This window comes from Nocardia iowensis (assembly GCF_019222765.1).
In the GTDB taxonomy this organism is placed as follows: domain Bacteria; phylum Actinomycetota; class Actinomycetes; order Mycobacteriales; family Mycobacteriaceae; genus Nocardia; species Nocardia iowensis.
On sequence record NZ_CP078145.1, the window covers coordinates 4,811,159 to 4,835,198 of the forward strand.

General features: G+C 66.5%; 22 protein-coding genes and 1 pseudogene. 10 read left to right on the forward strand and 13 right to left on the reverse strand.

Going from position 1 to position 24,040, the window contains the following annotated elements; genetic code table 11:
• The first annotated feature begins 147 nt into the window (after positions 1-147).
• The 3 genes from KV110_RS22310 to KV110_RS22320 are packed head-to-tail and all read left to right on the forward strand — an operon-like array spanning position 148 to position 4,094.
• Positions 148-606: a CBS domain-containing protein gene (locus KV110_RS22310; protein ID WP_218469222.1), complete on the forward strand. Its 459-nt coding sequence runs from the start codon at positions 148-150 to the stop codon at positions 604-606.
• A gap of 28 nt (positions 607-634) precedes the next feature.
• A complete protein-coding gene (locus KV110_RS22315; RefSeq protein WP_218469223.1) occupies positions 635-1,924 on the forward strand; it encodes an ArsB/NhaD family transporter in 1,290 nt (429 codons plus the stop codon).
• A 49-nt stretch (positions 1,925-1,973) separates the two neighbouring features.
• A complete protein-coding gene (locus KV110_RS22320; protein WP_218469224.1) occupies positions 1,974-4,094 on the forward strand; it encodes an acyltransferase family protein in 2,121 nt (706 codons plus the stop codon).
• Positions 4,095-4,118: 24 nt separating this feature from the next.
• Here KV110_RS22320 and pqqB read toward each other — a convergent pair whose 3' ends face one another.
• The 5 genes from pqqB to pqqA are packed head-to-tail and all read right to left on the reverse strand — an operon-like array spanning position 4,119 to position 7,227.
• Positions 4,119-5,021, reverse strand: a complete 903-nt coding sequence (gene pqqB / locus KV110_RS22325; RefSeq protein ID WP_218469225.1) for a pyrroloquinoline quinone biosynthesis protein PqqB — start codon at positions 5,019-5,021, stop codon at positions 4,119-4,121.
• Complete coding sequence (gene pqqE / locus KV110_RS22330) at positions 5,018-6,103, reverse strand: pyrroloquinoline quinone biosynthesis protein PqqE (protein WP_218469226.1); 1,086 nt, start codon at positions 6,101-6,103, stop codon at positions 5,018-5,020. Before pqqE ends, pqqB begins: the two co-directional genes overlap by 4 nt.
• Complete coding sequence (pqqD, locus tag KV110_RS22335) at positions 6,096-6,356, reverse strand: pyrroloquinoline quinone biosynthesis peptide chaperone PqqD (protein WP_218469227.1); 261 nt, start codon at positions 6,354-6,356, stop codon at positions 6,096-6,098. The genes pqqE and pqqD overlap by 8 nt, the downstream gene beginning before the upstream one ends.
• Complete coding sequence (gene pqqC / locus KV110_RS22340; protein WP_218469228.1) at positions 6,356-7,069, reverse strand: pyrroloquinoline-quinone synthase PqqC; 714 nt, start codon at positions 7,067-7,069, stop codon at positions 6,356-6,358. Before pqqC ends, pqqD begins: the two co-directional genes overlap by 1 nt.
• A gap of 41 nt (positions 7,070-7,110) precedes the next feature.
• Complete coding sequence (pqqA, locus tag KV110_RS22345) at positions 7,111-7,227, reverse strand: pyrroloquinoline quinone precursor peptide PqqA (RefSeq protein WP_218469229.1); 117 nt, start codon at positions 7,225-7,227, stop codon at positions 7,111-7,113.
• A gap of 170 nt (positions 7,228-7,397) precedes the next feature.
• Here pqqA and KV110_RS22350 point away from each other — a divergent pair, with 170 nt between their 5' ends.
• The 4 genes from KV110_RS22350 (at position 7,398) to KV110_RS22365 (ending at position 11,289) form a co-directional block, all read left to right on the forward strand.
• Positions 7,398-8,438: a PQQ-dependent sugar dehydrogenase gene (locus tag KV110_RS22350; RefSeq protein ID WP_246633912.1), complete on the forward strand. Its 1,041-nt coding sequence runs from the start codon at positions 7,398-7,400 to the stop codon at positions 8,436-8,438.
• A 380-nt stretch (positions 8,439-8,818) separates the two neighbouring features.
• The gene (locus KV110_RS22355) at positions 8,819-9,850 is read left to right on the forward strand and encodes a helix-turn-helix transcriptional regulator (RefSeq protein WP_218469231.1); all 1,032 of its coding nucleotides are present in this window, start codon (positions 8,819-8,821) and stop codon (positions 9,848-9,850) included.
• Positions 9,851-10,167: 317 nt separating this feature from the next.
• Positions 10,168-10,317 carry a hypothetical protein gene (locus KV110_RS22360; protein WP_218469232.1) on the forward strand — a complete coding sequence of 50 codons (150 nt, stop codon included), beginning with the start codon at positions 10,168-10,170 and terminating at the stop codon, positions 10,315-10,317.
• A gap of 141 nt (positions 10,318-10,458) precedes the next feature.
• Entirely contained in the window at positions 10,459-11,289 is an 831-nt protein-coding gene (locus KV110_RS22365; protein ID WP_218469233.1) for a class I SAM-dependent methyltransferase, read from the forward strand.
• Between the two features lie 60 nt (positions 11,290-11,349).
• Here the strand turns inward: KV110_RS22365 and KV110_RS22370 are convergent, their stop codons facing one another.
• From KV110_RS22370 to KV110_RS22385, 4 genes are read right to left on the reverse strand one after another with little or no spacing between them, the layout of a single operon-like run.
• The gene (locus KV110_RS22370; protein ID WP_218469234.1) at positions 11,350-12,360 is read right to left on the reverse strand and encodes an ABC transporter ATP-binding protein; all 1,011 of its coding nucleotides are present in this window, start codon (positions 12,358-12,360) and stop codon (positions 11,350-11,352) included.
• Positions 12,361-13,185: a carbohydrate ABC transporter permease gene (locus KV110_RS22375; RefSeq protein WP_218469235.1), complete on the reverse strand. Its 825-nt coding sequence runs from the start codon at positions 13,183-13,185 to the stop codon at positions 12,361-12,363.
• Entirely contained in the window at positions 13,182-14,114 is a 933-nt protein-coding gene (locus KV110_RS22380; RefSeq protein WP_246633913.1) for a carbohydrate ABC transporter permease, read from the reverse strand. Before KV110_RS22380 ends, KV110_RS22375 begins: the two co-directional genes overlap by 4 nt.
• Positions 14,107-15,495 (reverse strand): extracellular solute-binding protein, encoded by a 1,389-nt coding sequence (locus KV110_RS22385; RefSeq protein WP_246633914.1) that lies wholly within the window; start codon positions 15,493-15,495, stop codon positions 14,107-14,109. The genes KV110_RS22380 and KV110_RS22385 overlap by 8 nt, the downstream gene beginning before the upstream one ends.
• 174 nt (positions 15,496-15,669) lie before the next feature.
• Here KV110_RS22385 and KV110_RS22390 point away from each other — a divergent pair, with 174 nt between their 5' ends.
• From KV110_RS22390 to KV110_RS22400, 3 genes are all read left to right on the forward strand, one after another.
• Positions 15,670-16,104, forward strand: a complete 435-nt coding sequence (locus KV110_RS22390; protein WP_218469236.1) for a hypothetical protein — start codon at positions 15,670-15,672, stop codon at positions 16,102-16,104.
• A gap of 82 nt (positions 16,105-16,186) precedes the next feature.
• Positions 16,187-17,779, forward strand: a complete 1,593-nt coding sequence (locus KV110_RS22395) for a long-chain-fatty-acid--CoA ligase (RefSeq protein ID WP_218469237.1) — start codon at positions 16,187-16,189, stop codon at positions 17,777-17,779.
• Positions 17,780-17,863: 84 nt separating this feature from the next.
• Complete coding sequence (locus tag KV110_RS22400) at positions 17,864-18,649, forward strand: AfsR/SARP family transcriptional regulator (RefSeq protein WP_218469238.1); 786 nt, start codon at positions 17,864-17,866, stop codon at positions 18,647-18,649.
• A 10-nt stretch (positions 18,650-18,659) separates the two neighbouring features.
• Here KV110_RS22400 and KV110_RS22405 read toward each other — a convergent pair whose 3' ends face one another.
• The 4 genes and pseudogenes from KV110_RS22405 to KV110_RS22415 all read right to left on the reverse strand — a co-directional run.
• Positions 18,660-19,967, reverse strand: a complete 1,308-nt coding sequence (locus KV110_RS22405; protein WP_218469239.1) for a protoporphyrinogen/coproporphyrinogen oxidase — start codon at positions 19,965-19,967, stop codon at positions 18,660-18,662.
• A 16-nt stretch (positions 19,968-19,983) separates the two neighbouring features.
• Entirely contained in the window at positions 19,984-20,943 is a 960-nt protein-coding gene (locus KV110_RS22410) for an AfsA-related hotdog domain-containing protein (protein ID WP_218469240.1), read from the reverse strand.
• Positions 20,940-21,566, reverse strand: a complete 627-nt coding sequence (locus KV110_RS42100) for a phosphopantetheine-binding protein (protein ID WP_425518169.1) — start codon at positions 21,564-21,566, stop codon at positions 20,940-20,942. The genes KV110_RS22410 and KV110_RS42100 overlap by 4 nt, the downstream gene beginning before the upstream one ends.
• Positions 21,558-24,038 (reverse strand): annotated as a pseudogene (locus KV110_RS22415) (type I polyketide synthase); the annotation flags it as partial. The gene KV110_RS42100 and the pseudogene KV110_RS22415, both read right to left, overlap by 9 nt.
• Positions 24,039-24,040: the final 2 nt, after the last annotated feature.

Below are 24,040 nucleotides of genomic sequence, written 5' to 3' on the forward strand. Positions count from 1 at the left end.
CCCGGCCCGCGAGTGCGGGTCGGGCCGTCCGGCATAGGGAGCCCATTTTGCGCCTGCGCGTGTCCTTGACAATGTCTATACGGGCAGTCGACGTCTACCGGGGTGGATGTGCGGCGTCGGGGGTCTCGGGAGCCGTATCGTTCTGTTGTGCAGGCAAAACAGATAGCCGAGGACTACCCGTCGGTCACCATGGAGTCCGATGCGCTGGCCGCGGCGAAGTTGCTGGCCGAGCATCGGCTCCCCGGCATCGTGGTCACCGACGGCAGCTCGGCACCGCGGGCGGTGCTGCCCGCGTCGCAGGTGGTGCGGTTCCTGGTACCGCGGTATGTGCAGGACGATCCCGCGCTGGCGGGCGTGCTGTCCGAGTCGGTGGCCGACCGGATCGCGGATGCGTTGCGCGGCAAGACCGTTGGCGAACTACTGCCGGAACCGGCGCCGAAGTCCAAGTCGGTACTTCCGGTCGCTCGCGCGGACGACACCGTCGTGGAGGTCGCCGCATTGATGGCCCGCAGCCGCTCGCCGCTGATCGCGGTGGTCGACGGGACGAAGATGGTCGGCGTGATCACCGCGTCTCGGCTGTTGCAGGTGGCGCTCGCCGACATGTGACCGGCGACGGCCTCGCGGGAGGCCGACGATGACCGCGATCGCCTTGATCTCGTTCGTGGTCGCGTATGTGTTGATCGCCACCGAACGGATTCACAAGACCAAGGCCGCCCTGGGTGGTGCCGCGATCGTCCTGGCTGCCGGTGTGCTCGACTCCGGGGAGGCGTTCTTCTCCCACGACACCGGCGTCGACTGGGACGTCATCCTGCTGCTGTTCGGCATGATGATCATCGTCGGGGTACTCCGCCAGACCGGCGTATTCGAATACACCGCGATCTGGGCGGCCAAGCGCGCCAAGGGATCTCCGGTCCGGATCATGATCCTGCTGACGCTGATCACCGCCGTCGCCTCGGCATTCCTCGACAATGTCACCACGGTGCTGTTGATCGCGCCGGTCACCTTACTGGTGTGCGATCGGCTGGGGATCCGGCCGGTGCCGTTTCTCATCGCCGAGGTGCTGGCCTCCAACATCGGCGGCGCGGCAACACTGATCGGCGATCCGCCGAATATCATCGTGGCCAGCCGAAGCGGGTTGACGTTCAACGACTTCCTCGTGCACATGGCGCCGATCGTGGTGGTCGAGCTCGCGGTGTTCACCCTGATCCTGCCGATCCTGTTCCGTGGCTCGTTCGATTCTGACCCCGCGCGGGTCGCCGATGTGATGGCCCTCAACGAACGGGAGGCGATCCAGGATGCGCGACTGCTGATCAAATGCGGTGTCGTGCTTTTCGCGGTGTTCACCGGGTTCATCGGGCATTCGGTACTGCATGTCGATCCGGCGGTGGTCGCCCTGCTCGGCGCCGGTGTGCTGATCCTCATCTCCGGTACCGAGTCCGAGGACTATCTCTCCGGAGTCGAATGGGAGACGTTGCTGTTCTTCGCCGGACTGTTCGTCATGGTCGGCGCCCTGGTCAAAACGGGTGTGGTCAAGACGATGGCGCAGTGGGCCACCGACGCCACCGACGGAAACGCACTGCTCGCGGTGATGCTGATCCTTGTGGTGTCGGCGCTGCTGTCGGGCATCATCGACAACATCCCCTATGTGGCGACGATGAGCCCGCTGGTCGCCGATCTCACCAAGACCATCGACAACCCGGTGCACGCCGACGCGCTGTGGTGGTCGCTCACGCTGGGCGCGGACTTCGGTGGCAACCTCACCGCCGTCGGCGCCAGCGCCAACGTCGTGATGCTCGGAATCGCCGCGCGAGCCGGCACTCCGGTGTCATTCTGGGAGTTCACCCGCAAAGGCGCGGTGGTCACCGTGATCACCATCGCGGTTGCCGCGCCGTATCTGTGGCTGCGCTATTTCGTGTTCAGCTGATACACCGCTACTCCCCGCTTATGCCGTACCAGCCGATCGTGAGAGGGGCATGCCTGTGCCGCCACCGGATGCCGTCGACCAACAGTTGCGTGGCACCCCCGACGCACCGCACCGGCACGACACGCCCCTGTCGCCGCTCCCGGCGGTATCGGAATACCGCCACGATCTGGACGGGTTGCGCGGCATCGCGATCGCGCTGGTAGTCGTATTCCACATCTGGATGGGCCGGGTGTCCGGCGGTGTCGATGTGTTCTTGGTGCTGTCCGGGTTCTTCTTCACCGGAATGGTGTTGCGCCGCACCGACATCGGTGGGGTGGATGGATGGCAGGTGGTGCGGCGAACCGCGCGCAGACTGCTGCCCGCGCTGGTGGTGGTACTCGCTACTGTCGCCGTCGCGACGGTGATACTGCGTCCCTACACCCAGTGGGCCGACATCGCGGACCAGACCCTGGCAGCCGCGTTCTACTACCAGAATTGGCATCTGGCCTACGCCGAGCTGGACTATCTCGCGCCCGATCCGTCGGTCAGCCCGCTGCAACACCTGTGGTCGATGGCCGTACAAGGCCAGTTCTACCTCGCGATGCTGGTCCTGCTCGCGATCGCCGCCTGGATCTCGCAGCGCATCGGGCGCCGGGCGTTGCACCGGCCCGGACTGGTCGCCGTGCTGGCCGGACTGACGGCGGTGTCGTTCTGGTACGCCGCCGACGGAACCGGCCAGCACCAGACGTGGACCTACTACGACAGCTTCGCCCGGGCATGGGAACTGTTGATCGGCGCGGCCCTCGCGGTCGCCGCGCCGTGGATCGCGGTCGCGAAGCCACTGCGCACGGTACTGGCGATCCTCGGACTCACCGGAGTGCTCACCTGCGGACTGCTCATCGACGGCGCAACCCGATTCCCCGGTCCGGCCGCGCTGTACCCCGTCGCGGCGGCGGTGGCGTTGATCGTGGCGGGTATGAATACCCCGGTCCCGCAACGGCCGTGGGCCAACCGTCTGCTCGCCACCCGCGTGTTCACCGAACTCGGCGCACTGGGATATGCCCTCTACCTCTGGCATTGGCCGGTCCTGATCTTCTACCTGGCCGAGTACGGCAAACCGACACCCGGCATCGGTGGCGGCCTCCTGGTCCTCGGCGTCTCGCTCGCCCTTGCGTTGATCACCCAGCGTTTCATCGAAACCCCGCTGCGTCGGCGCTCGACATCGACTCCGGTCCCGACGCCGCTACCGCACCGCGGAGCTACGGGCGTGGTTGTGACGCTCGGCGTCGGCGTGCTGGTATCGGCGCTCGGCTGGCAAGCGGTGCTGAAAGTCGGTCCACCACAGCACCCGCAGGGTCTCGATCCGGTTCGATACCCGGGGGCGGCGGCGCTTGTCGACCAAGCCTTCACACCCTCGGCACCGATGCGGCCCACCGTCCTCGAAGGACCGACCGATTCACCGCCGCCGACGACCGATGGCTGCATCACCCCGAACCGAGAGATACGCACCTGCACCTATGGCGATCCGACGGCTCCGCACGCCATCGCGCTGGTCGGCGGCTCCCACTCCGAGCACTGGATCCCCGCCTTCGAACTTCTTGCCCGCGAACACAATTTCCGCATCGTCACCTTCCTCAAAGAAGGCTGCCCGCTGACCCTGGTCGAGCAACCCTCCTACGCCGAAACGCCGTTCCCGGAATGCTCGGAATGGTCGGTGCAAGTCCTGGACCGCCTCACCGAATCGCGTCCGGACTGGGTATTCACCATCGCGACCCGCAATCGGGTGCACGACGACGGCGACGAGGTGCCGCCGGAATATCTCGACATCTGGACCGCACTGTCCGACCGCGGCCTCAACGTCCTCGCGCTGCGCGACACCCCACGGCTGCGCCGCGACGGTGTGCTCTACCGCGCGGTGGACTGCCTTGCCCAGCGCGGAAGTCCCGAGAGCTGCGGTATCGACCGGGCCACCGCACTCGACCCGCACAATCCCGCCGAACAACCAGCGGCGGTCTACCCCAACGTCTTTCCGCTCGACCTGTCCGACGCCGTGTGTCGTCCCGACCGCTGCCGAGTCGCCGAAGGCAACGTCCTCATCTACCGCGACGAACACCACCTCACCGCCAGCTACGCCCGCACCCTCGCCCCCGAACTCGGACGTCAAATCGGTGCGCTCACACCGTGGTGGTGAAGACGAGTGCCGCCCGAATCTCCCTCAGACGGTGAATTCGGTGCCATCGGCCAGAATCTCTACACCTGCTTGCGCAACCAGCGCCCGCGCGCTCGACGACGGGTCGAGCAGCGGGTTGGTGTTGTTGAGGTGGGTATAGATTCGGCGCAGTCCAGGGTGGCGAGCTAGGGCAGCGAGCGTGCCGCCTGGCCCGGCCACGGGCAGGTGGCCCATGAGGGATTGCCCCGCGTCCGAATCCGGTGATCGCACGGCCGAGCCCAGTTCTTTCGCGCTGAAGAAAGTGCCATCCACCAGCGCGCAACCTGCTGAGCCCAGTAACTCGTCCAGGCCGTTCGGCCAACTTGCCAAGCAAGGGGCGTACACCAGCGCACTGCCGGTGGCCAGGTCCTCGATCCGGAAGGCGGTCACCCAGTGGTCGTCGATCGATGCCGCGGTGACGTACTTCGGTGCCTTGGCGCTCACCGGTTGCGCGACGACGCGGAGCCCACCGGCCAGTTCGAAGCCGCCCGGCACGGTGCTGTCGCGCCAGGTCCACGGTCCGTAGCGGTCGAGCAGTCCGCGTAACGGCAGGCCCGCGCCGAGCGCGCCCAGCACCGGCGGCGGAGCGTAGACAGTCAGACCGCGGGCCCCGCGCATGGTGGTGAGGCCGAGCGTGTGGTCCACCTCGCCATCGGTGAGCAGCACGCCGCGCACGGGCGTGTCCCGCGGTCCTGGACCGGGCCGCAGATCCGGCGTGGCGAGCAGCTGCGCACGAATGTCCGGTGAGGCGTTGAGCAGCCACCAGTCGCGCGAATTGCCGCTGATGGCGACGCATTCCTGGCTGCGCGGCGGCAATGCGCCGCGGCGGGCGCCGAGACAGAGTGCGCAGGCACAGTTCCATTGCGGGAAACCACCTCCGGCGGCGGTACCGAGCAAAATCAGCTTCACGGAGCCGCCTGCGCCCGCATGGTGAAGGCCGGTTCCGCTGTCTCGGTCAGCGCGGCGTCCACCAGCGGCCGGTGCGGGGAGAGACCGCACGCCGGGTCGGTGGCCGCGGCGTCTCCGGTGAATTGGAATGCCTGGCAACGGCAGCCGCCGAAGTCGGTGAAGCGTTCGGGGCAGGAGCGGCACGGTTCGCGCATCCAGGCGGTGCCCCGGTAGGCGTTGAATGTCTTTGACAAATACCAGATCTCGGCCAGCGGGCGAAGCAGCACGTTCTCCACCGGCAGCGTGGTGATGGCCGATGCCGCCGGGCAGGGCAGGACATTTCCCTCGGGGGTGACCGTCAGTTGGAGCCTGCCCCAGCCGTCCATGCATGGTTTCGGCCGATCGGCGAAGTAATCCGCCACCACATAGACCAACTCGGGGCCGTCCGCGTATTTCACCCTGGCACGCTGCACAGCCTCCCGTGCGGCGTCGAGCTGTACCGCGGTGGGCAGCAGCGCGGCGCGGTTGCGCAGTCCCCAGCCGTAGTACTGGGTGTTGGCCAGCTCGACTCGATCAGCGCCGAGACCGACGGCGAGATCGACGATCCGCTCGACCCGATCGATGTTGGTCCGATGTAGCACAACGTTCACGGTGAGCGGCAAGCCCGCAGCCGTAATCGCCTCGGCCGCACGCAGTTTGACGGCGTGCACGCGCGCCCCCGCGATCAGGTCCGCGTTTCGCGAATCCGCGTCCTGCATGGAGAGCTGAATGTGGTCGACGCCGCGCTCCGCAAGCAGTCGAGCCCGCTCGACGGTCAGACCGACGCCGCTGGTCACCAGGTTGACGTAGGCACCCAATTGCCGGGCGTGCGCGATCAACTCGGGCAGATCCGAACGGGCCAGCGGCTCGCCGCCGGAGAAGTGCATCTGCACCACCCCGAGTTCGCGAGCCTGAGTGAGCACGTCGATCCACTGCGCACCGGTCAGTTCCCTTGCGCGCGAGACGAGTTCAACGGGGTTGGAGCAGTAGGGACAGTGCAGCGGGCAACGATGGGTCAGCTCGATCAACATTCCCAGCGGTGCCTCGACAGGTGTTTCAGTCACCTAGAGCCACCACCCGCCGCTGGGCGAGCCGGTCCAGCAACTCGGCGATGTCCTGAGCGCGGACGCCCTCGTACGTCTCGCCGAGCCGCGCCGCGATGGTATCGATGCTCGACGAGCCGTCGCAGAGTGCCAGCACCGCGGCGGCGGTGTCGTTGAGGACGACCACTCCTTCGGGTAACAGGGCCAGCTCGCCGTGCGCCGGATCGCGGGCCAACCGGACTCCGGGGCGTAACCGCGGCACCGGCCCGGCCATCAGCCGTTCCTCCCCGCACCCGTGTGATAGTCGAGGGCATCCAGCACGGCGCGTAGCACCTCGCATTTGAAGGCGAGCGCCGCGACGCAGGCCTGCTGCTGCGCGCCCGTGGTGGCGTGCCGGACCACCAGATCCAGCAGTGAGCGGCCCTCCGCCTGCACAACATCGATGCGCGCGGTGAAGTACGCGAAACCCTCCTCCGCGATCCACGGATAGTGCTGGCGCATCCGGCCGAGCCGATAGGCCAACAGGTCCGGTGAGAAGAGCTCGGTCAGCCCGGACGCCGCCGCCTCCAGCCACGGGCGACGCCGAGCGAAATCGAGGTAGGCATCCACGGCGAACCGGACCCCGGGCAAGACGAGACGCTCCGAAACCACCTCGGCCCGCCCGAGGCCGACCGCCTCGGCCAAGCGCAGCCACTTCTCCGCACCGCCCGAGAAGCCGTCCGCTCCATCGTGATACACGATCCGCGGCAGCCACTGACGGCGCACCTCCGGTAGTGGGCAGTTGGCGATGATCGCGGCGTCCTTCTGTGGCAGGCTGCGCTGGTAGTACCAGCGGTTGGCCGCCCACAACCGCAGTTCCTCCTTGTCGAGCCGCCCGTCGTGCAGCCGCTCGTGGAACGGATGCCGATCCCAGTACCTGGGCTCGAGCGCCCGGAGCGCTTCCTGGAATTCAGCTGCGCTCCAAGGCGTCTCGGTGTCACGGACCATGAATTGTCCTATCCGCGTAGGTCCTTCGCCGTCGGCACGAGTCAGCCGCGGCCGGCGTAGGCGGTGACTTCGAAGGCGGTGTCGAAGAAGACGAAATCAGGTCGGCGCCAGGTCTTCTTGGCCTTTTCGACAGTCCGAATCATTCCGATGATCTGCATGCGAATGCCTCCGATTGCTGCTCGGATTGGGAGGGGGCTTCACGAGCGTAAGACTCCGCACGGCCATTACTGTCCCCAGTTGTTCGCCAGTCGAGATGACCATGCTGTTGTGGTTCTACTTGGGCATGACTTCGACACTTCGAAGTGCTGTACGCTACGCCAGCACGGTTGTGATCGCTTTAGTAGCAACATTTTTCACCGCCCTACCCAGTTCCTTCGCGGAGCAGATCGCGGCGGCCGGCGTGCCCGACCTCAATGCCCCGGAAGAGGTTGCGCGCGATATAGATGTGCCGTGGGGCCTGGCCTACCTACCGACTGGTGGTGCGCTGGTAGCCCAGCGCGATACCGGCGTGATCTTGCGGGTCGCACCCGGCGCCAAACCCGAGCAGGCGTATCGCGTGCCGGGCGTGGTCGCACGGGGTGAAGGCGGACTGCTCGGGGTCGCGGTGTCGCCGAAGTACGCCGAAAACGGTTACGTCTACGCCTATTTCACCAGTAGCAGCGACAATCGGATCGTGCGCTTCCGGCTCGACGGACAGCCGGAAGTGATTTTCCGAGGAATCGCGAAGGCCAACATTCACAATGGCGGCAGAATCGCATTCGGGCCCGACGGCATGCTGTATGTCGGCACCGGCGACGCGGCGCAGTCGAACCGGTCGCAGGACCCGGCAAGTCCCAACGGCAAGATTCTCCGATTGACCCCCGACGGCAAGCCCGCGCCTGGCAATCCCACCGCCAATTCGCCGGTCTACAGCCTCGGCCACCGCAATGTGCAGGGCCTGGCATGGGATCGGATGGGACGCCTCTACGCGACCGAATTCGGCCAGAACACCTACGACGAGATCAATCTGATCGAACCCAAACGCAATTACGGCTGGCCCATTGTCGAAGGCAAGGGTGACACCCAGAACGGCCGCTTCACCAACCCGCTGGTCACCTGGTCGACCAGGGAGGCGTCCCCGTCCGGCCTCGCCATCACCGCGAACACGCTCTACGTCGCGGCATTGCGGGGCGAGCGACTGTGGACGATTCCCCAGCGCGACGACGGCACCCTCGGCAGGCCAGAAGCCAAGCTACTCAACCGATACGGCCGACTGCGCACCGCGGAAGTAGCTCCGGACGGTGCACTGTGGGTCACGACATCCAACACCGACGGCCGCGGCAACGTCCGCACCGGCGACGATCGGATCATTCGCTTCCCGGCACGCTGAGCTGCCGCCCCCGCAACCGACCCCATCGGTGGATTACTCCGCCGATGGGTCGCCGCGCCAGGGCTTACCAAGTCATCTCCTGGCCAGTTCCGATGCGGCAACTCGGTTTCCGCGGTCATCGGATCGTCCCTTGTCACCGGGATGTCTCACGTCAGATCTCGTGGTGGCGCCACCCAGCTTTTTGTAGGCACCCGCGCGGCTGCCTGCCATGTCAACTCCTTGCTTTCCGCCCGATCACTCCCCCGGTCGAGGCGCTCTGGAACTTCGCCGCTTTTTCGCGTTCGACCGTTTTCATCGTCGGCCGGGCGACCGGGCCACCGACATCCCCAGATCAAGGGATTGCCCAACGGCACATCCGCGTTTCGCGCAATACTGGTTCGGTGACCGGGGTGGAGTCGTTGTGTCGCACGTTGCCCGAGGTCGGTGCGGAGGCGCTGACCGTCGCCGAATTGGGTACCGAGATCTCGCGTCACCTGAGCCGGGTGGTACCCCACGACGGCTACATGCTCGTCGGGCTGGATCCACTGTCCGGAGCGGGCTGTCTGCACGCGAAGGAACACGGGTACCGCACCGAGGTCGCGCGCCTGCTCGAACGAGCCGACACCTTCGGCCTGGATGTTCAGCCGTTCGCACAGTTGGTGACCGGCCCGTCGCAGGTCGGGGTCACCAGCGTCGACTCAGCCGAATCCCGGCACAGCATCCGGGTGCACGAAGTCATGGTTCCCGAGGGCTTCTGCAGCGAGATGCGGATCGCACTGACCGCCCGGGGAATCGCCTGGGGCGCGCTGGTCCTGGTTCGGGAACTCGGCCGTCGGTCGTTCTCGGTCGCGGAGGAAACGTGCGCACAGCGTCTCGTGCCTGCCGTTGCCGCCGCGATCGAGCGGTTCGTCCGGGCGAAAGAACTGCGACCGTCCCGTACCGAGTTCCCGCCCGGGGTCCTACTCGTCGACGCCAACGATTCGATCACCATGGCCACCCCCTCCGCGCACGACTGGTTGGCCGAGCTGACTCGACATTGCGCCCAAGTCGACGGCGGGGAATTGCACGGCATCATCTGGAACATCACCTACCTGGCCCGACGCCGAGCCGGACCGGCATTGAGCCGCGTTCCCACGCCCAACGGCTGGGTCGCCGTACACGCCCAACCCGCCGACACCACGCCCACCACGAACATCGCGGTCACCATTCAACCGGCGCCGACGGCGCTACTGCTGCCCGCCGTCGCAACCTGGTACGGCCTCACCGCCCGAGAACACTCCATCGTCGAACAAGCCCTCGACGGCCTGCCGATCAATCAGATCGCCCGTCGCCTCCAACTGTCCCCGCACACCGTGAACGACCACTTCAAATCCATCTACCGCAAGACCGGCGTGAACAGCCGCGACCAGCTCATCGCAGGCATCACCGCCTGAATCCCGCCGGAAGACGGCGTCGACGTGCTCACGTTTGCCGGTGGGCCAGTGCAGCGTGCGCTGGCTCGCGCCCACGAAAAGCTCACGGTGGTCGGGACTCCCGGCCTCGATCGGGGCGGTAGCCGCCGATGTCGAGGACCGGAACGAGTGAGCCGGGGTGAACAACCGCAGACTGTCGTTGGTCGCCATCGAAGCGAGTTCCGTTCTACTGCACGGCAGTTCGAGTGTTCAGCGCCACTGCCACCGGGTGATGCAATGCCGCCATAGTGGGTACCCGGATTACGACAGGCTCCTACCGACAACGGAAAGAGTGCACTGTGACTACTTCCTATCCCGCCCTATCGGCCCGACACATTCGCCCGCGCCGCACCCACCCGCGATTCGGCAATCCGAGATCCGGTCGTCTGCTGATCGCCGTGTGGGTGATCGTCATGGCATGCCTGAGCATCGCGCTCGTCCTGTTGTGACCAGCATCAGCTTCGTTGGGACTTGCCCGATTCCGCCGCTGATGTCGTTCCGGCCCGCTCAGGGGTAATCTCGCAGACGAGTCGCGGTGCCGACTCGGTCCCGATCCGCACCCTGCACCGACGGGGAGGTGTCCGTTCGGCATGGCGACATCCGGCGAGGTCGACGGCACAGCGCTCGAGGGTGTTCCGGCGACCGCGCTGTGGACACTGCGGAATCGGGCGATCGAGTCGGCTCGATCGGATTCCGACTTCAGCGATCCGCTGGCCGAGCACCTGTACCGGTCGATCAGCTACCCGTATGAGATCTTCGGCGAACCCAGCCAGTCGCATGCCCGGCGCGCACAGACCTTCGATGCCGCGATCCGCGACAAGCTGGCGCACTCGGACAACTGCACCGTCGTGGCGTTGGGCGAGGGCTTGCAGACGAGCTATTGGCGACTCGGACGCCCGGACGTGCCCTGGCTGTCGGTGGATCTGCCGGAAATGATCGCCCTGCGGGAAGGGCTGCTGCCCGCCGAATTCTGGATACACCACGTGGCAACCTCGGCGTTGGATCGATCGTGGTTCGATCTCGTCACCACCACCGATGTGATCATCACCGCCGAAGGTCTGCTGTTCTACCTGCCGCGGGCAGACGTGATGGCCCTGCTCGGCGATCTGGCAAAGCGGTTCCCCGGCGGCAGCATCGTCTTCGACATCATCCCGCCGTTGCTGGCCTGGCTCAGCCGAAAGGGTGCGAAGCCCGCCCGGAACGCCACCTTCCAACTACCACCGCTGCCGTGGGCGATCACGGCAGCGCAGGCCCGCCGACTCCCCGAAAAGGTCCCGCGCCTAGCGACATACACCGAATTGCCGACCGCCCCGGGACGCGGCTTCTGGTGGAACCCGAAATTTACCCAGATGATCCGCAAGACACCAATCCTCGGAAATCAGCGACACTTCATCGCCGAACTCGGCTTCGCCACCCACTGAACGCCCATACCTCCCTGGAGGCGAGCTCTCCGGTAACGAATGGCCTTGCCGCCCTGTGCATTACGGGAGCAGTCTGCCCGACTCGGCGTCGTACAACAGGACCCGGCCGGGTTGCGGGATCACCCAACCATCGCTGCCCACCGACGGCTCATCTGCCTCCGGCACAGTGACACTCAGGTTGAATCCGTCCGCTTCCACCGTGACCAGGGAAGTCGCGCCCAGGTGCTCCACCGTGGACACGACCCCGTGCAGCCCACCGTCCACCGCCTCGGCGGAATAGCCCAGGTACTCCGGTCGTGCGCCCCAGATCACCGATGGCTCGAGCCCGACCAGCTCGCCGGGGATCAGGTTCATCGGGGTGGAGCCGATGAAGTTGGCGACGAAAGTGTCGGCGGGCCTGCGGAATACCTCGCGCGCGGTGTCGAGCTGGCGGATCCGTCCGTCCGACATCACCGCGATCCGATCGGCCAAGGCCAGCGCCTCGGCCTGGTCGTGGGTGACGAAGACCGTGGTCACGCCGAGCTCGAGCTGGAGCTTCTTCAGGAAAGTGCGGGCTTCCAGGCGCAGCCGAGCGTCCAGGTTGGACAGTGGCTCGTCGAACAGGAACACCTTGGGGCGGCAGGCCATCGCCCGCGCCAGCGCGACCCGCTGCTGCTGCCCGCCGGACAGTTCGGCCGGTCTGCGCGCCATCAACCCCTGCAGCGACAACTGATCCCCGGTCTCGGTCGCCTTCGCCGCGCGGGTCCGCCGGTCGGTGCCGCGGACCTTCAACGGGTAGGCGATGTTGTCCACCACCGACATGTGCGGGAACAGCGCGTAGTCCTGGAACACCATCGCGACATCGCGGCGGCCGGGCGACAACCGGGTCACGTCCTTCTCACCGATCCGGATCTGCCCGCCGGTCGGGGTTTCCAGCCCGGCAATGGTGCGCAGCAGCGTGGATTTGCCGCACCCGGACGGCCCGAGCAGCGCGAAGAACTCACCATCCTGGATGGTGAAAGTCAGTCCGTCCAAGGCTGTTACGTCGCCGGGAAAGACCTTGGTCAGCTCCACCACATCGATCTGCGCCACCTAAGACTTGATCCCTCCATGGAACCGGAAGCCGTAGCGCCGGTTGACGAACAGGTACATCAGCACGACCGGAATCGAGTACAGCAGCGAGAACGCCGAGATCGGCCCCAGCAGTGCCCCACCGCCCTCGTCGTAGAAGGTGCGCACCACCACCGCGGCGGGCTGCTTCTCCTGGTCGCGCAGCAGCAGGAACGGCACCAGGTAGGTCCCCCACACGTTCACCACGGTCCACACCGCGATGGTCGCCAGCCCGGGTCGAGCCACCGGCACCACGATCTCGCGCAGGATCCGCAGCGGTCCGGCCCCGAACACCCGCGCCGACTCCTCATAGGATTTGGGCACCGCGTCCATGAAGTCCTTGAGGATGAAAATGGCCGCAGGCAGCAACCCGCCGGACAGCACGAGCACCACACCCAACTGCCGGTCCAGCAGCCCCAACTTCCAGACCATCAGGAAGATCGGCACCATCGCCGCCGTACCGGTGACCACACTCGACAGCAGCAAGAGCAGGTAGAGCAGCGCATCCCGGCCCGGAATCCGGACTCGGGACAACGCGTACGCCGCAAGCGCCGCGCTGGCAACCACCAGCACCATGCAGGAGAAGGACATGACCACCGAGTTCCACAGCGAGCCCATGGTCAGGTCGTTCTCGAACAGCGCCGAAAAGTGCTGCAGGGTCGGCTTTTCCGGCACGCGCGGCGCGTACCCGGGGTTGCTGTCGAACGGCGCCGAGGCCAGCCACAGCATCGGTAGCACGAAGAACCCGGTCAGCACCGCGATGAAGGTGTAGAACCCGATCCGGGCGACAATCTGTCTGGGATTCATTTGGGCCTCCGCCGCAGCAGCCGCAGGTAGAACAGGGCGAGCACCAGGTTGATCAGTAGCATCAGCACCGAAGCGGCCGCGCCGTACCCGAGTGCGCCGTCGTCGATCCCCTGCCGGTACAGGAAGATCGGCAATGTCTCGCTGCCATGGTTCGGCTCGCCACGGGTCAGCAGATATGGCGTGAAGTCGTTGAAGGTCCACAAGCTGATCAGCAGCGTGTTGGTCAGCACGTGCGCGCGCACGTGCGGAAACACCACATCCCGTAATGTTTGCGGCCCGGAAGCACCGGCCAGTCGCGCGGTTTCCAGATGCGAAGGCGGCACCGTGGACAGCGCAGCCGAGTACAGCAGCATGGAAAAGGCGGTGCCGCGCCAAATGTTGAACACGATGATCACGGCCAGCGGATGCCGGATCATCCAGGCATAGCCGGGGTTGTCCAGCAGCTGGTTGATGGTGCCCGCATCACGGTCCAGCATCGCGATCCACAGCACCGCCACCACACTGGACGGCAAAATCCAGGCCAGCAGCACCAAGCTTTCCACCACCGCGCGCAGCCAGCGGGCGGCGTCGCGCAGCGACCAGGCCAGGGTGAAACCCAGGAAGTTCTGCCCGATGACGGCCGAGCCGAAGACGAACAGCAGCGTGATCCACAGGCTGTTCCGGAACAGCGGGTCGTCCAGCGCGTTGGCGTAGTTGTCCAGCCCCACAAAGGACACGTCGACCGAGGTGCGCCCGGATACGGTGAGGTCGGTCAGCCCGATCCACAGTAGCCACAGCGCGGGAAACACCAGGAACGCCGCGATCAGCAGCAGTGCGGGCGTGACGAACGCGCTCGCCTTACCGCGTCCCAATCCCGCGACATCGCTGTCGGATCCGGCCGGTCGGACATCGGCGATGCCGGCCGGGCCGGGGGTCGCCGGGTCAGTCACTGGCTACCTTGTCCTTGCCCACCGCCTCCTCGACGGCCTTGCCGTACGCGGCGGCGGCATCGGCCGGGCTCGTGCCGGTGACCACATCCAGCGTCGCCTGCTGCATGGCCTTGGACACCGTGGAGTACTCCGGTAGCGCGGGTCGCAACGAGGTGATCGGCAGGATCTGCTCGGACACGAAGGTCAGCATCGGATCACCACCGAGCACCTCGGCGTTCACATCTTGTCGCGGCGTGATCCGCGCGCCGCCCATGCTGATCCACTGTTCGTATGCCGCTGGCGAATTCATGAATTGCAGCAGTTCCCACGCCAGTTCGACGTTCTTGCTCTTCGGGCTGACCACCCGCCCGCTGCCGCCGGACATGCTCACGTAGTCCTGCCCGTTCACCCCGGCGCGGGGCGCGGCCGCCGGGATCTTCGCCCAGCCGACCCCGGTGTCCCGATCCGCCATCGGGAAGCTGCCACCGGTGGGGTTCAGCACGCCACGCCATAGGAAGTCGCCCTCCAACAGGATGCCGACCTGGCCCTTGGCGAACTTCTCGAAGCTTTTTTCCCGGCCCTTGGCGTCCTGCTGCAACTCGGCATCGCCCAGTTCCTCGCCGTACAACGTGCGGTAGAACTCCAACACCTCACGGAAGTTCGCGGTGTTCCCGACCCACTTGGCGCCGTCGTGCATGGCGCTGCCCGCGCCCGCCAGCAGCGGCAGAATCCCCTGCATGGTCGTCGCTTCGCCGAAGCTGGTGCCCGCGTTCAGCTGCACCGGAATCACGCCGGGCACCGCCTTCAGCTTCCGGCCCGCGTCGAGCACCTGATCCCAACTGGTCGGCTGCCAGTTCGCGGGCAGACCAGCCTGCTCGAACAGATTGCGGTTGAAGAACAGCACCCGTCCATCGGTGCCCTGCGGGATGCCGAACTGCTTGCCGCCGTAGGACATCAGCCGCTGCACCGTCTCCGGCATGTGCTGCCATCCGTCCCACGCCTGGACCTTGTCGGCTCCGACCAGCTCGTCCAGCGGCGCGATCTGTTGTCCCTCGGCGAACTCGCCGACCCAGATCCCGTCCAGCGAGACGACATCGGCGCCGGTGCCGGTCTTCAGGTCCTTGGCGATCCGGTTCTTGTAGTCCTCATCCGGCACCCCGGTCGCCTGGAACTTCACCCGCACGGTGCGGCCCTTGGCCTGCTGCTCCTCGACGAACCGGGGGATGACCCACTCTTCGATCCACTTCGCCTCGTCCGCGTTCTTCCCACCGGCCGAGTTGATCGCGTTCGCCGTGATGGTCAGTGCGTTCTGCCCGCCGCTGTCCGACCCGCAACCCACCGTTGCGGCCAAGAGCACGCCGACGCTCGCCAACGCCGCGAGCATCCCCCTGTTCGGTGCCATGGGTACCTCCAGCACACTTCCGTTGTCATTTCTGACGGTGTCACAAGACGGCCCACACCGACGGTCATTCCCCGGAATAGGGCCGAAAGGTGTTGCGCCGAACCGACAGGGGCGTCATCCCACGCCTACTTTTCGGGGCTATCGAACACGTCGTCAGCGCCGTATGGTCCGATCATGCGCCGACTGTTCACTCGACTCGCATTCCCGCTCACGGCCGCCACCGCCGTGGTGGTCGGCTTGGCCGCGCCCGCGCAAGCGGCCGAAACGAAGCTGTCGGTGACAACGCTCACCACCGGTCCGTGCATCGGACGCCAGGACGTCACCGCGGCCCGATCCGCCAGCGGCACGGTGACATTCGCATGGCACCAGCCGACGCTGCTGCTCGGTCTTCCGCTCGGCTGTTCGGCTCGGCTCACGCTGCGCTGGCGGAACACCACCACCGGTGTCACCGGCGCCGACTCGTTCGACATCGCCTTCGGGTCGGTCGGCTGTGACATCCCGATCTGCATCGCCTACCGGGCGGCCACCGGCCCGGGCCGGATCACCGCCGACCTCGTCTCCGATCTGCCGCACCAGCCCGGTAAGGCGGAGTTGGACGTTACCGACTGAATTCTCGGTTACTCGACGATTACCGCCGCGCGTTATCGTGAATCCACAATAATTGCCCGGCAATATTTTTCGGAGCGCGGTCATGTCGCAATCGTTCGTGAAAACACACCATCGAGCGGACAATCTGGCGGCGGTTATCGGCGAACATGCGATGGCGCGGCCGGACAGTACCGCCATCGTCTGCGGCGATGACGTCACCGATTACGCGACGATGCATCGGGTGTCGCATCAGGTAGCGCATGCCCTACTCGCGGCCGGTCTGGAACGTGGCGATCGCATCGCCTATCTCGGCCGCGATTCCGCCCGGCTGTATCAGCTGCTGATCGGCTGCTCGATCATCGGAACGGTGCTCGTTCCGATCAATTGGCGGCTGACCAGCGCCGAGGTGACCCACATAATCACCGATGCGGACTGCGAAATAGTATTCCTGGACTCGGCCGCCGAAGAACTCGCCGCGAATCTGCCACCGGCCGGATGGAACCTCGCCCGGCTGATCAGGATGGACCGTGACGGCATACCGGGCGCGGCATTCACCGATTGGATTGCCGCACAACCCGATACGCCGCCAGCAGCGCGAACTACGCAGATCGACCCGCTGCTCCAGATGTACACCAGCGGAACGACGGGCGCGTCGAAAGGGGTCGTCATCGCGCAGCGGAGCTTGTTCGTCGTGTGGGACATCCTGCACCAGCAGGGTTTCGAATGGCTACAGATGGCAGACGACGACCGCTGTTTCGTGGCCATTCCTGGATTCCATATCGCGGGCCTCGGCTGGGTCGTCCAGGGCCTCATCGCGGGCGCTCCGCTGTTCATCCTGCCGGAATTCACTCCCGGCCGAGCGCTGGACATCATTCGGTCGCATTCGATCACCGTCATGTGCGGTGTGCCGGTGATGCTCGCGCTCATTCTCGCCGAGCCCGGAATATCCAGGGCGGACTTCGCCGGTCTGCGGCAGATCGCCTACAGCGGATCGCCGATACCCGAGGACATGCTCGTCGAGTGCATGACCAGTTTCGGCTGCGAGTTCGTCCAGTTCTACGGCATGACCGAAACCGCTACCCCACTGACCTTTCTGCCACCGACGGACCACAAGGTGGGCAGCCCTAGGCTGCGGTCGGCGGGATTCCCCTATCCCGGCTGCGCTATGGCCGTGGTGGACCCCGCCGGTAATCGACTGCCGCCCGGGGAGATCGGCGAGATCATGGCGCACGGACCGGCCCCCATGCTCGGCTACTGGAATCGGCCCGAAGCCACGGCCGACATCATCAGCGCCGACGGCTGGATCCACACCGGTGATGCCGGATGGATCGACCAGGACGGCTACGTCTACATCTGCGACCGGATCAAGGACATGATCATCATCGGTGGCGAGAACATCTATCCGGCCGAGGTGGAGAACGCCATCGTCGGCCATCCGGCTGTCCGCGAAGCCGCGGTCGTAGGGGTTCCCGACGACCGTTGGGGCGAAACCGTGCACGCCTTCGTCGCGCTGGTGCCGGGGCGAACGGTTACCCAGCGCGAACTCGTGCTGTTCCTGCGCGACAAACTCGCGTCCTTCAAGCACCCACGCCACGTCGAATTCGTCGACTATCTGCCCCGCAACGCGAGCGGCAAGATCCTGCGCCGTAAGCTGCGCGAGCGGTTTTGGGCGGACCGGGACCGCGCCGTCAACTGAGCCCCGGTTAGGGGTCGGTCGCATAGGGGTTCTGTGCGCCGGAAAGTGCCTGCTACACCTGGTTCTCTGGGGATGGAGGCACAGATGGAATTCCGGATACTCGGTGCATTGGATGTCACTGCGCACGGCGTGCAGGTCGATCTCGGCGGCCTCACCCGCCGCGCTGTGCTGGGGTACCTGCTCTTACATCCGAACCAGGTGGTGCCGGCCAGTCAACTGAGAGACGCCCTGTGGCACGGCGATCCGCCGCCAACGGCGCGAAAGATCGTGCAGAACGCCATCTCCGCGATCCGCAAGATCATCGCGGACCGCGCGCAGGCCGACCCCGCGACGGTCTTGCTGACGAAGGTGCCCGGTTACCTGCTCGAGGTCGACCCGGACGCGGTCGACCTGTGCCGCTTCCGTCGACTGGTCGAACAGGGACGGGCCGAATCGGCCGCGGGATCGCCCGCCGCGGCGCAGCTGTCGTTGCGGCGTGCGCTGCAACTGTGGCACGGCAACGCGCTGGCCGATCTGGCGGAGGCCGGAATACTCTGGCGCGAGCTGACCGCCCTGGCGGACGAGCGGCTCAACGCCTACGAAGACTGCTTCGACGCCGAGCTCGCCTGCGGCAGACACCGCGAGATCACCCCGGAGCTGGAAATACTCACCGCGGCAGCCCCCTTGCGCGAGGGTCTGTGCCGCCAATACATGCTTGCCCTGTACCGGTCCGGCAGGCAGGTCGACGCACTCGGTGTCTACCAGCGGTCACGGGCGAATCTGGTCGACGGCCTCGGCATCGAACCCGGCCGGGATCTGCAACGACTGCATCAAATGATCTTGACACAGGATGCATCGTTGCAGACCAGGAAGTTTCGGCCGCCCGCGTGATGTGCCACGGTCACCCGAAACGGCGTGCCGCTTCCATGCCGGAACGGCAGCACGCTTCGAGCTGCGCGCCACGCAGATAGTCCCCTGCCAGTGCGAGTCCGGGTACCGCCTCGACCTCGGCCCGCACCTTCGACAGGAATTCACCGTGATAGGGCAGATAGGCGCAATAGGCGGCGTCCCATATCCGTTCGACCTTGCGGACCCGACGGACCGGCCCCGTCCCGAGCAGCGAGGTGACCCGCTGCTCCGCCTCGTTCAACCACGTCTCTAGCACGTCCGGCGACGGCGTCGGCCTGGCCGCCCGGCCGCTGAAGGTGTATCGAACGATATTGAGGTCGTTGATTCCGTAGACGCCCGCATTGCTGCACGGTCCGTCATCGAGCACGATGGCGCGCACGCCCTGGTGGAAGACCGGCTGCTCGTATTCCACCAGCACAACCGTCGAAGGAAAGTATCTGACATCCATCAGCAGACTGCTCAGCGCCGGTAGGTCGGACTTGACGATGTCGGCCGCGGCGTGGGCCGGGGTCGCCAGCACCACACCGTCATACTGCCGCTCGCGCAGCGGCCCGCCGTTTCGCACAACGCCGACACCGGCGATGTGGCCGTCGTCGAGGAGCAATCGTTCGACCCGCGTGTCCGTCTGTGCCGCAACCCGTTCGGTCAGTGCGGTGATCGCGGGTTCGACGCCGTCGGTGAGTTGGTCGTAGGTGTCGAGGAACATGCCGAGGTTGGTACCGAACGTGCCCAGATACACCTCATCGGGTTCGGCACCGTTGAGCCGCACCGTCAGCGCGCGGAACATGTTGTGCGCGATGCGCGGACCGAAATGCGCGCTCAGCGGCCGATCGTCGCTCGCGGCGGCGATATCGGTGAAGGTGGCCGAGCCGAGAAATTTGTTCTCGGCATTGCGACGGACCCGGGACAGCAGGTAGAGCAGCTTAGCCAAATCGCTCGGCGGGCCGAGTTTCCTGAGCCAGTTCAGTTTTTCGAGCGGACCATTGCTGCTGTCGAAGGTGACCAGGCGCCCGTCGACGACCCGCGAGGTGTTGATCCCGAACGGCTCGTAACCGATAGCGCCCAGCTCGGCGAGCAGCGCGCGCATCGCGGTGTAGGTTCGCCCGAGATTCTTCCCGCCCATCATCACCGGGCGGTCTCCGAGGCGGTCGATGCCGAATCGGCCGCCGAGTACGCTCGACCGCTCGATCAGGTCGACCTCGTGGCCCGCGGTGTGCAATCGGAATGCCGCGGCCATTCCGGCGATCCCCGAACCGACTACCGCCACGTGTCGGGGCGGCTTACTCGTTGCTGTGTCCATCGCTTGTCCTCCTTGCTCAGTCCGGTGGGTACGGGGCGAGTTCGACGGTGCAAGTGGCGATCGTGGTGCCGAACTGGGACAGATCGAGCTCGACGACGGCGCCACCACCTCCGTCCGGCAGCACGGTGGCCACGAAGTCGGCGTCGACGTTCAGTTCGGCGAACCCGGTGAACGTCGCGTGGATGGCCGCGACGGCCGCGACCGGCGTTGCGAGCGCACCGATTTCGCAGGCCGCCAGCACGGCGGCCTGCCGGAAGCCCTCCAGGATGAGTGGGCCCGGCAGGTGGTCGTAGGTGTGGTCGAAGAACGACGGGTGTCGCTGATCCACCACCAACGGCAGCACCAGCGCCGAACCCTGTCTCGTATCGGGGCGGCCGACCACTACGTTGCGCGGGTTCCGGCGACCGATCCGTGCGGGCTGGACCGGTCCGCGGGCAGCGATTTCCGCATCCGGATCAGCCGGGCGTGTCTGCTGCTGATGTCGCCGGAATTGCTCGTATGCCTCGCGGGGAAACGCGATCCCACTGCCGCGCACGACCATCGCCAGGGCGGCACCGATCGTCAGGCTCGCGGTAAAGGTGTTGTCCGCGAAGTAGCCGCCGGTGCCGCCCGTCTGCGGCGCGTGAATACGGACGATGCCCTCCAGCGGCGCACTCCCGTCCTCGCGCAGGGCGCTGTGGTCCTCGACGTCAGTTTCCATCCGCTGCAGGCTCATCGGCGTACCGAGCGGCACCCGCAGATATCGATGCCCGATAACGGTCATCGCCTGCCGGATCGCCTCGACCGCGGCCAACGGGTCGTGATAGGCAGCGATACGGTCGGACCAGTGCGAGTGCGCCCTCGGTATCTGGATGGCGGCGAGAAATTCCGCCGGCCCGAGCGCAGTGGTGTCGGCCACGAACACTTCACCGAGACAACGGCGATGGGCCAGGGTGCGCGGCACGGTCTGCTCGAAGCTCAGTGTTTCTACGGTCATGGTGTCGTCCTCGAGGAGGCGAGCTCGGGCACTGTCAATCCGGCGCAGATCAATTCGGCCAGCGCACGTGGTGTCGGATCGGCGAAGAAGTTCTCCAACGGGAGTGCCGTTCCCGCAACAGTGTTCAGTCGCGCGCGCAGCTCGAGCACGGACAGCGAAGTGAGGCCGGACCCGAGAATGCCTGTCTCGGTGTCGATGTCATCAACCGGGCAGTCGATCAGGATCGCACTGAGCTGCGCGCGCACCACGCCGAGCACATAGTCGAGTCGCCGCGCGGGATCCAGCTCGGACCATCCGGCGCGGAATTCAACGGCCGGGTCCGGCCCTGTGGCCGAGTCGGCGGGCTCGGCTCGGCCGAGATCGTCCGGCATCGAGACGACACGGTGTTCGGAATCGCACCAGTAATGCGCTCCCGTCCGCCAGTACCGCCGATGCTGGAAAGCGTAGGTCGGCAGGTCGACGAGCGCTGCACCGCTGTCCGCGAACACCGCGGGCCAGTCCATGGCCGCGCCCCGAATCCAGGTACCGGCGGCCGCCCGGAGCAGACCGGCGTCCTCGGGCTCACCGGCGCGCAATGTCGGAATCGACACGACGCGACCGTCGGCAATGCACTCTTGGCTCATACCGGACAGGACGTCGCCGGGCCCGAGCTCGACGAACGTCCCGACGCCCGCACCGAGCAGGAACCGGACGGAGTCATAGAACAGCACCGGTTTTCGGGCCTGATCCACCCAGTAGTCGGGGATGCACAATTGCGTAGCCGGAGCGCCGGTCACGTTCGAGACCACCGTCATCGCCGGGGGTCGCAGCTCGGCCTTCGCCACAACGGCTCGGTAGTCGTCGAGCAGGTCATCGAGATGCGATGAATGGAAGGCGCGGTCCACCCGGAGTTGTTTGACGCGCCTGCCCCGTTCGCGCCACTGTTTGGCGACCGCCTGCACGGCGTCGCCGTCCCCGGAAATGACGGTGGCGTTGGGGCCGTTGCTGGCGGCGACCGACACGCGGCGATCCGATCCGACGAGCGAGGCCACCACCTCCTCGTGGGTGGCGCGGATCGAAACCATTGCCCCTGGACCGAGCCGCTGCATGAGCCGTCCTCGGGCGGCGACCACCGCCGCCGCATCGGACACCGAGAAGACACCGGCGAGGTGGGCGGCCGCCAGCTCCCCTATCGAGTGACCGAGCACGAAATCAGCGCGGAAACCCCATGATTCGAGCAATCGGAACAGCGCTACCTCGATCGTGAACAGCGCGGGCTGGGTGAAGTCGGTGCGGTCGAGCAGGGCGGCGGAGCCGTTGTCAGGCAGCGCGGCGGAGCCGTTGTCGGGCAGAGCGGCGGAGCCGTTGTCGGATCCGAACAGCACCGGACGCAGCGGGCGGTCGAGATGTGGATCGAAGCAAGCACACAACTCATCGACAACCTCCTTGAACCGCGGAAACCGTTGATAAAGTTCGCGACCCATGCCGATCCGCTGGCTGCCCTGACCTGGCAACAGCACGGCCACGGTGCCGTTGCGGGTGCTCGGCGCGATTCCCGCCGCGACGGACCGGTGCAGCGCGCCCTCGGCCAGTGCCGACGCACCCGCAAGCAGCTCGGTCCGCGTATCCGCGAGCAGCACCGCGCGATGAGGGAACACGGCACGCGTTGTCGCCAGCGCCGCTCCGATATCGGCGATCCGCTGCCCCGGCTCGGCGGTGCAGGTTTCACGCAACCGCGCCGCCTGATCGCGCAACGCCCGCACCGACTTCCCCGACAGCACGCATGGCCACACCAATGGCGGCACAGCCACTTCCGGGCTTCCCACGGCAGCAGACTCTTCGGCTGGGTCGTATTCGACGATCACGTGCGCGTTGGTGCCGCTGAACCCGAACGAGGACACCCCGGCCCGGCGCGGCCGCCCGCTGCCCGGCCAGGCCTGCCGTTCGGTCAGCAGCCGGATCTGACCGGCCGACCAGTCGACGTGCGTCGACGGCGCATCCACATGCAGTGTCGCGGGCGCGATGCCGTGCCGCATGGCCAAGACCATCTTGATGAGCCCGGCGGCACCGGAGGCGGACTGGGTGTGCCCGAAGTTCGACTTGATCGACCCGAGCCACAACGGCTGTCCCGGCGGGTGTTCGCGCCCGTAGGTGGCCAGCAATGCCTGCGCCTCGATCGGATCGCCGAGCACGGTGCCGGTGCCGTGGCCCTCCACCACGTCCACGGCGGCCGCCGAGAGCCCCGCGGTGGCCAGCGCACGGCGGATCACCCGCTGCTGGGACAGCCCGTTCGGTGCGGTCAGACCATTGGAGGCGCCGTCGGAATTGACCGCGGAACCGCGGACCACCGCGAGCACCCGATGCCGATTGCGCCTGGCGTCCGAGAGGCGTTCCAGCACAAGCACCGCGACGCCCTCCGACCACGCGGTGCCATCGGCCGCCGCGGCATAGGACTTGCACCGGCCGTCCGGCGCCGCCGCGCGCTGCCGGGAGAAGACCACCAGTTGCCGCGGCTGCGCCATCACGGTGGCCCCACCCGCCAGGGCGACCGAACAGTCGCCTGCCCGTAGCGCGAGCACCGCCTGATGCAGCGCGACCAATGAGCCGGAGCACGCCGTGTCGACCGTGACGGCGGGACCCTCCAGCCCCAGCGCGTAGGCGACCCGTCCGGCCAGGACGCTGGGCGTGTTTCCCAGCACGTAATACGTCTCGTACCCGTCCCATTCGCGCGACCACTCCCAGTAGGCCTGGTCCATGCAGGCAGCGAAGACACCGGTGTCGGTGCCACGCAACGTCATCGGATTGATCCGTGACCGCTCTATCGCCTCCCAGGCGACCTCGAGCAACAGTCGCTGTTGCGGATCGATCGCCAGCGCCTCGCGATCGGTGATGCCGAAGAATCCCGCGTCGAACTCGGCGACGTCCTCGAGGAACGCCCCGGCGTCCACCGTCGGCACATCCGGGTCGCTGTCGTATGCGGCGGCGGGCGGCCAACCCCGGTCGGGCGGGAAGCCCATGACCACTTCGCGTCCTTCGAAAACCAACTGCCACAGGTCTTCCGGTGAGCGGATGTCCCCGGGGAACCGGCAGGCCATGCCGATGATCGCGATCGGCTCGC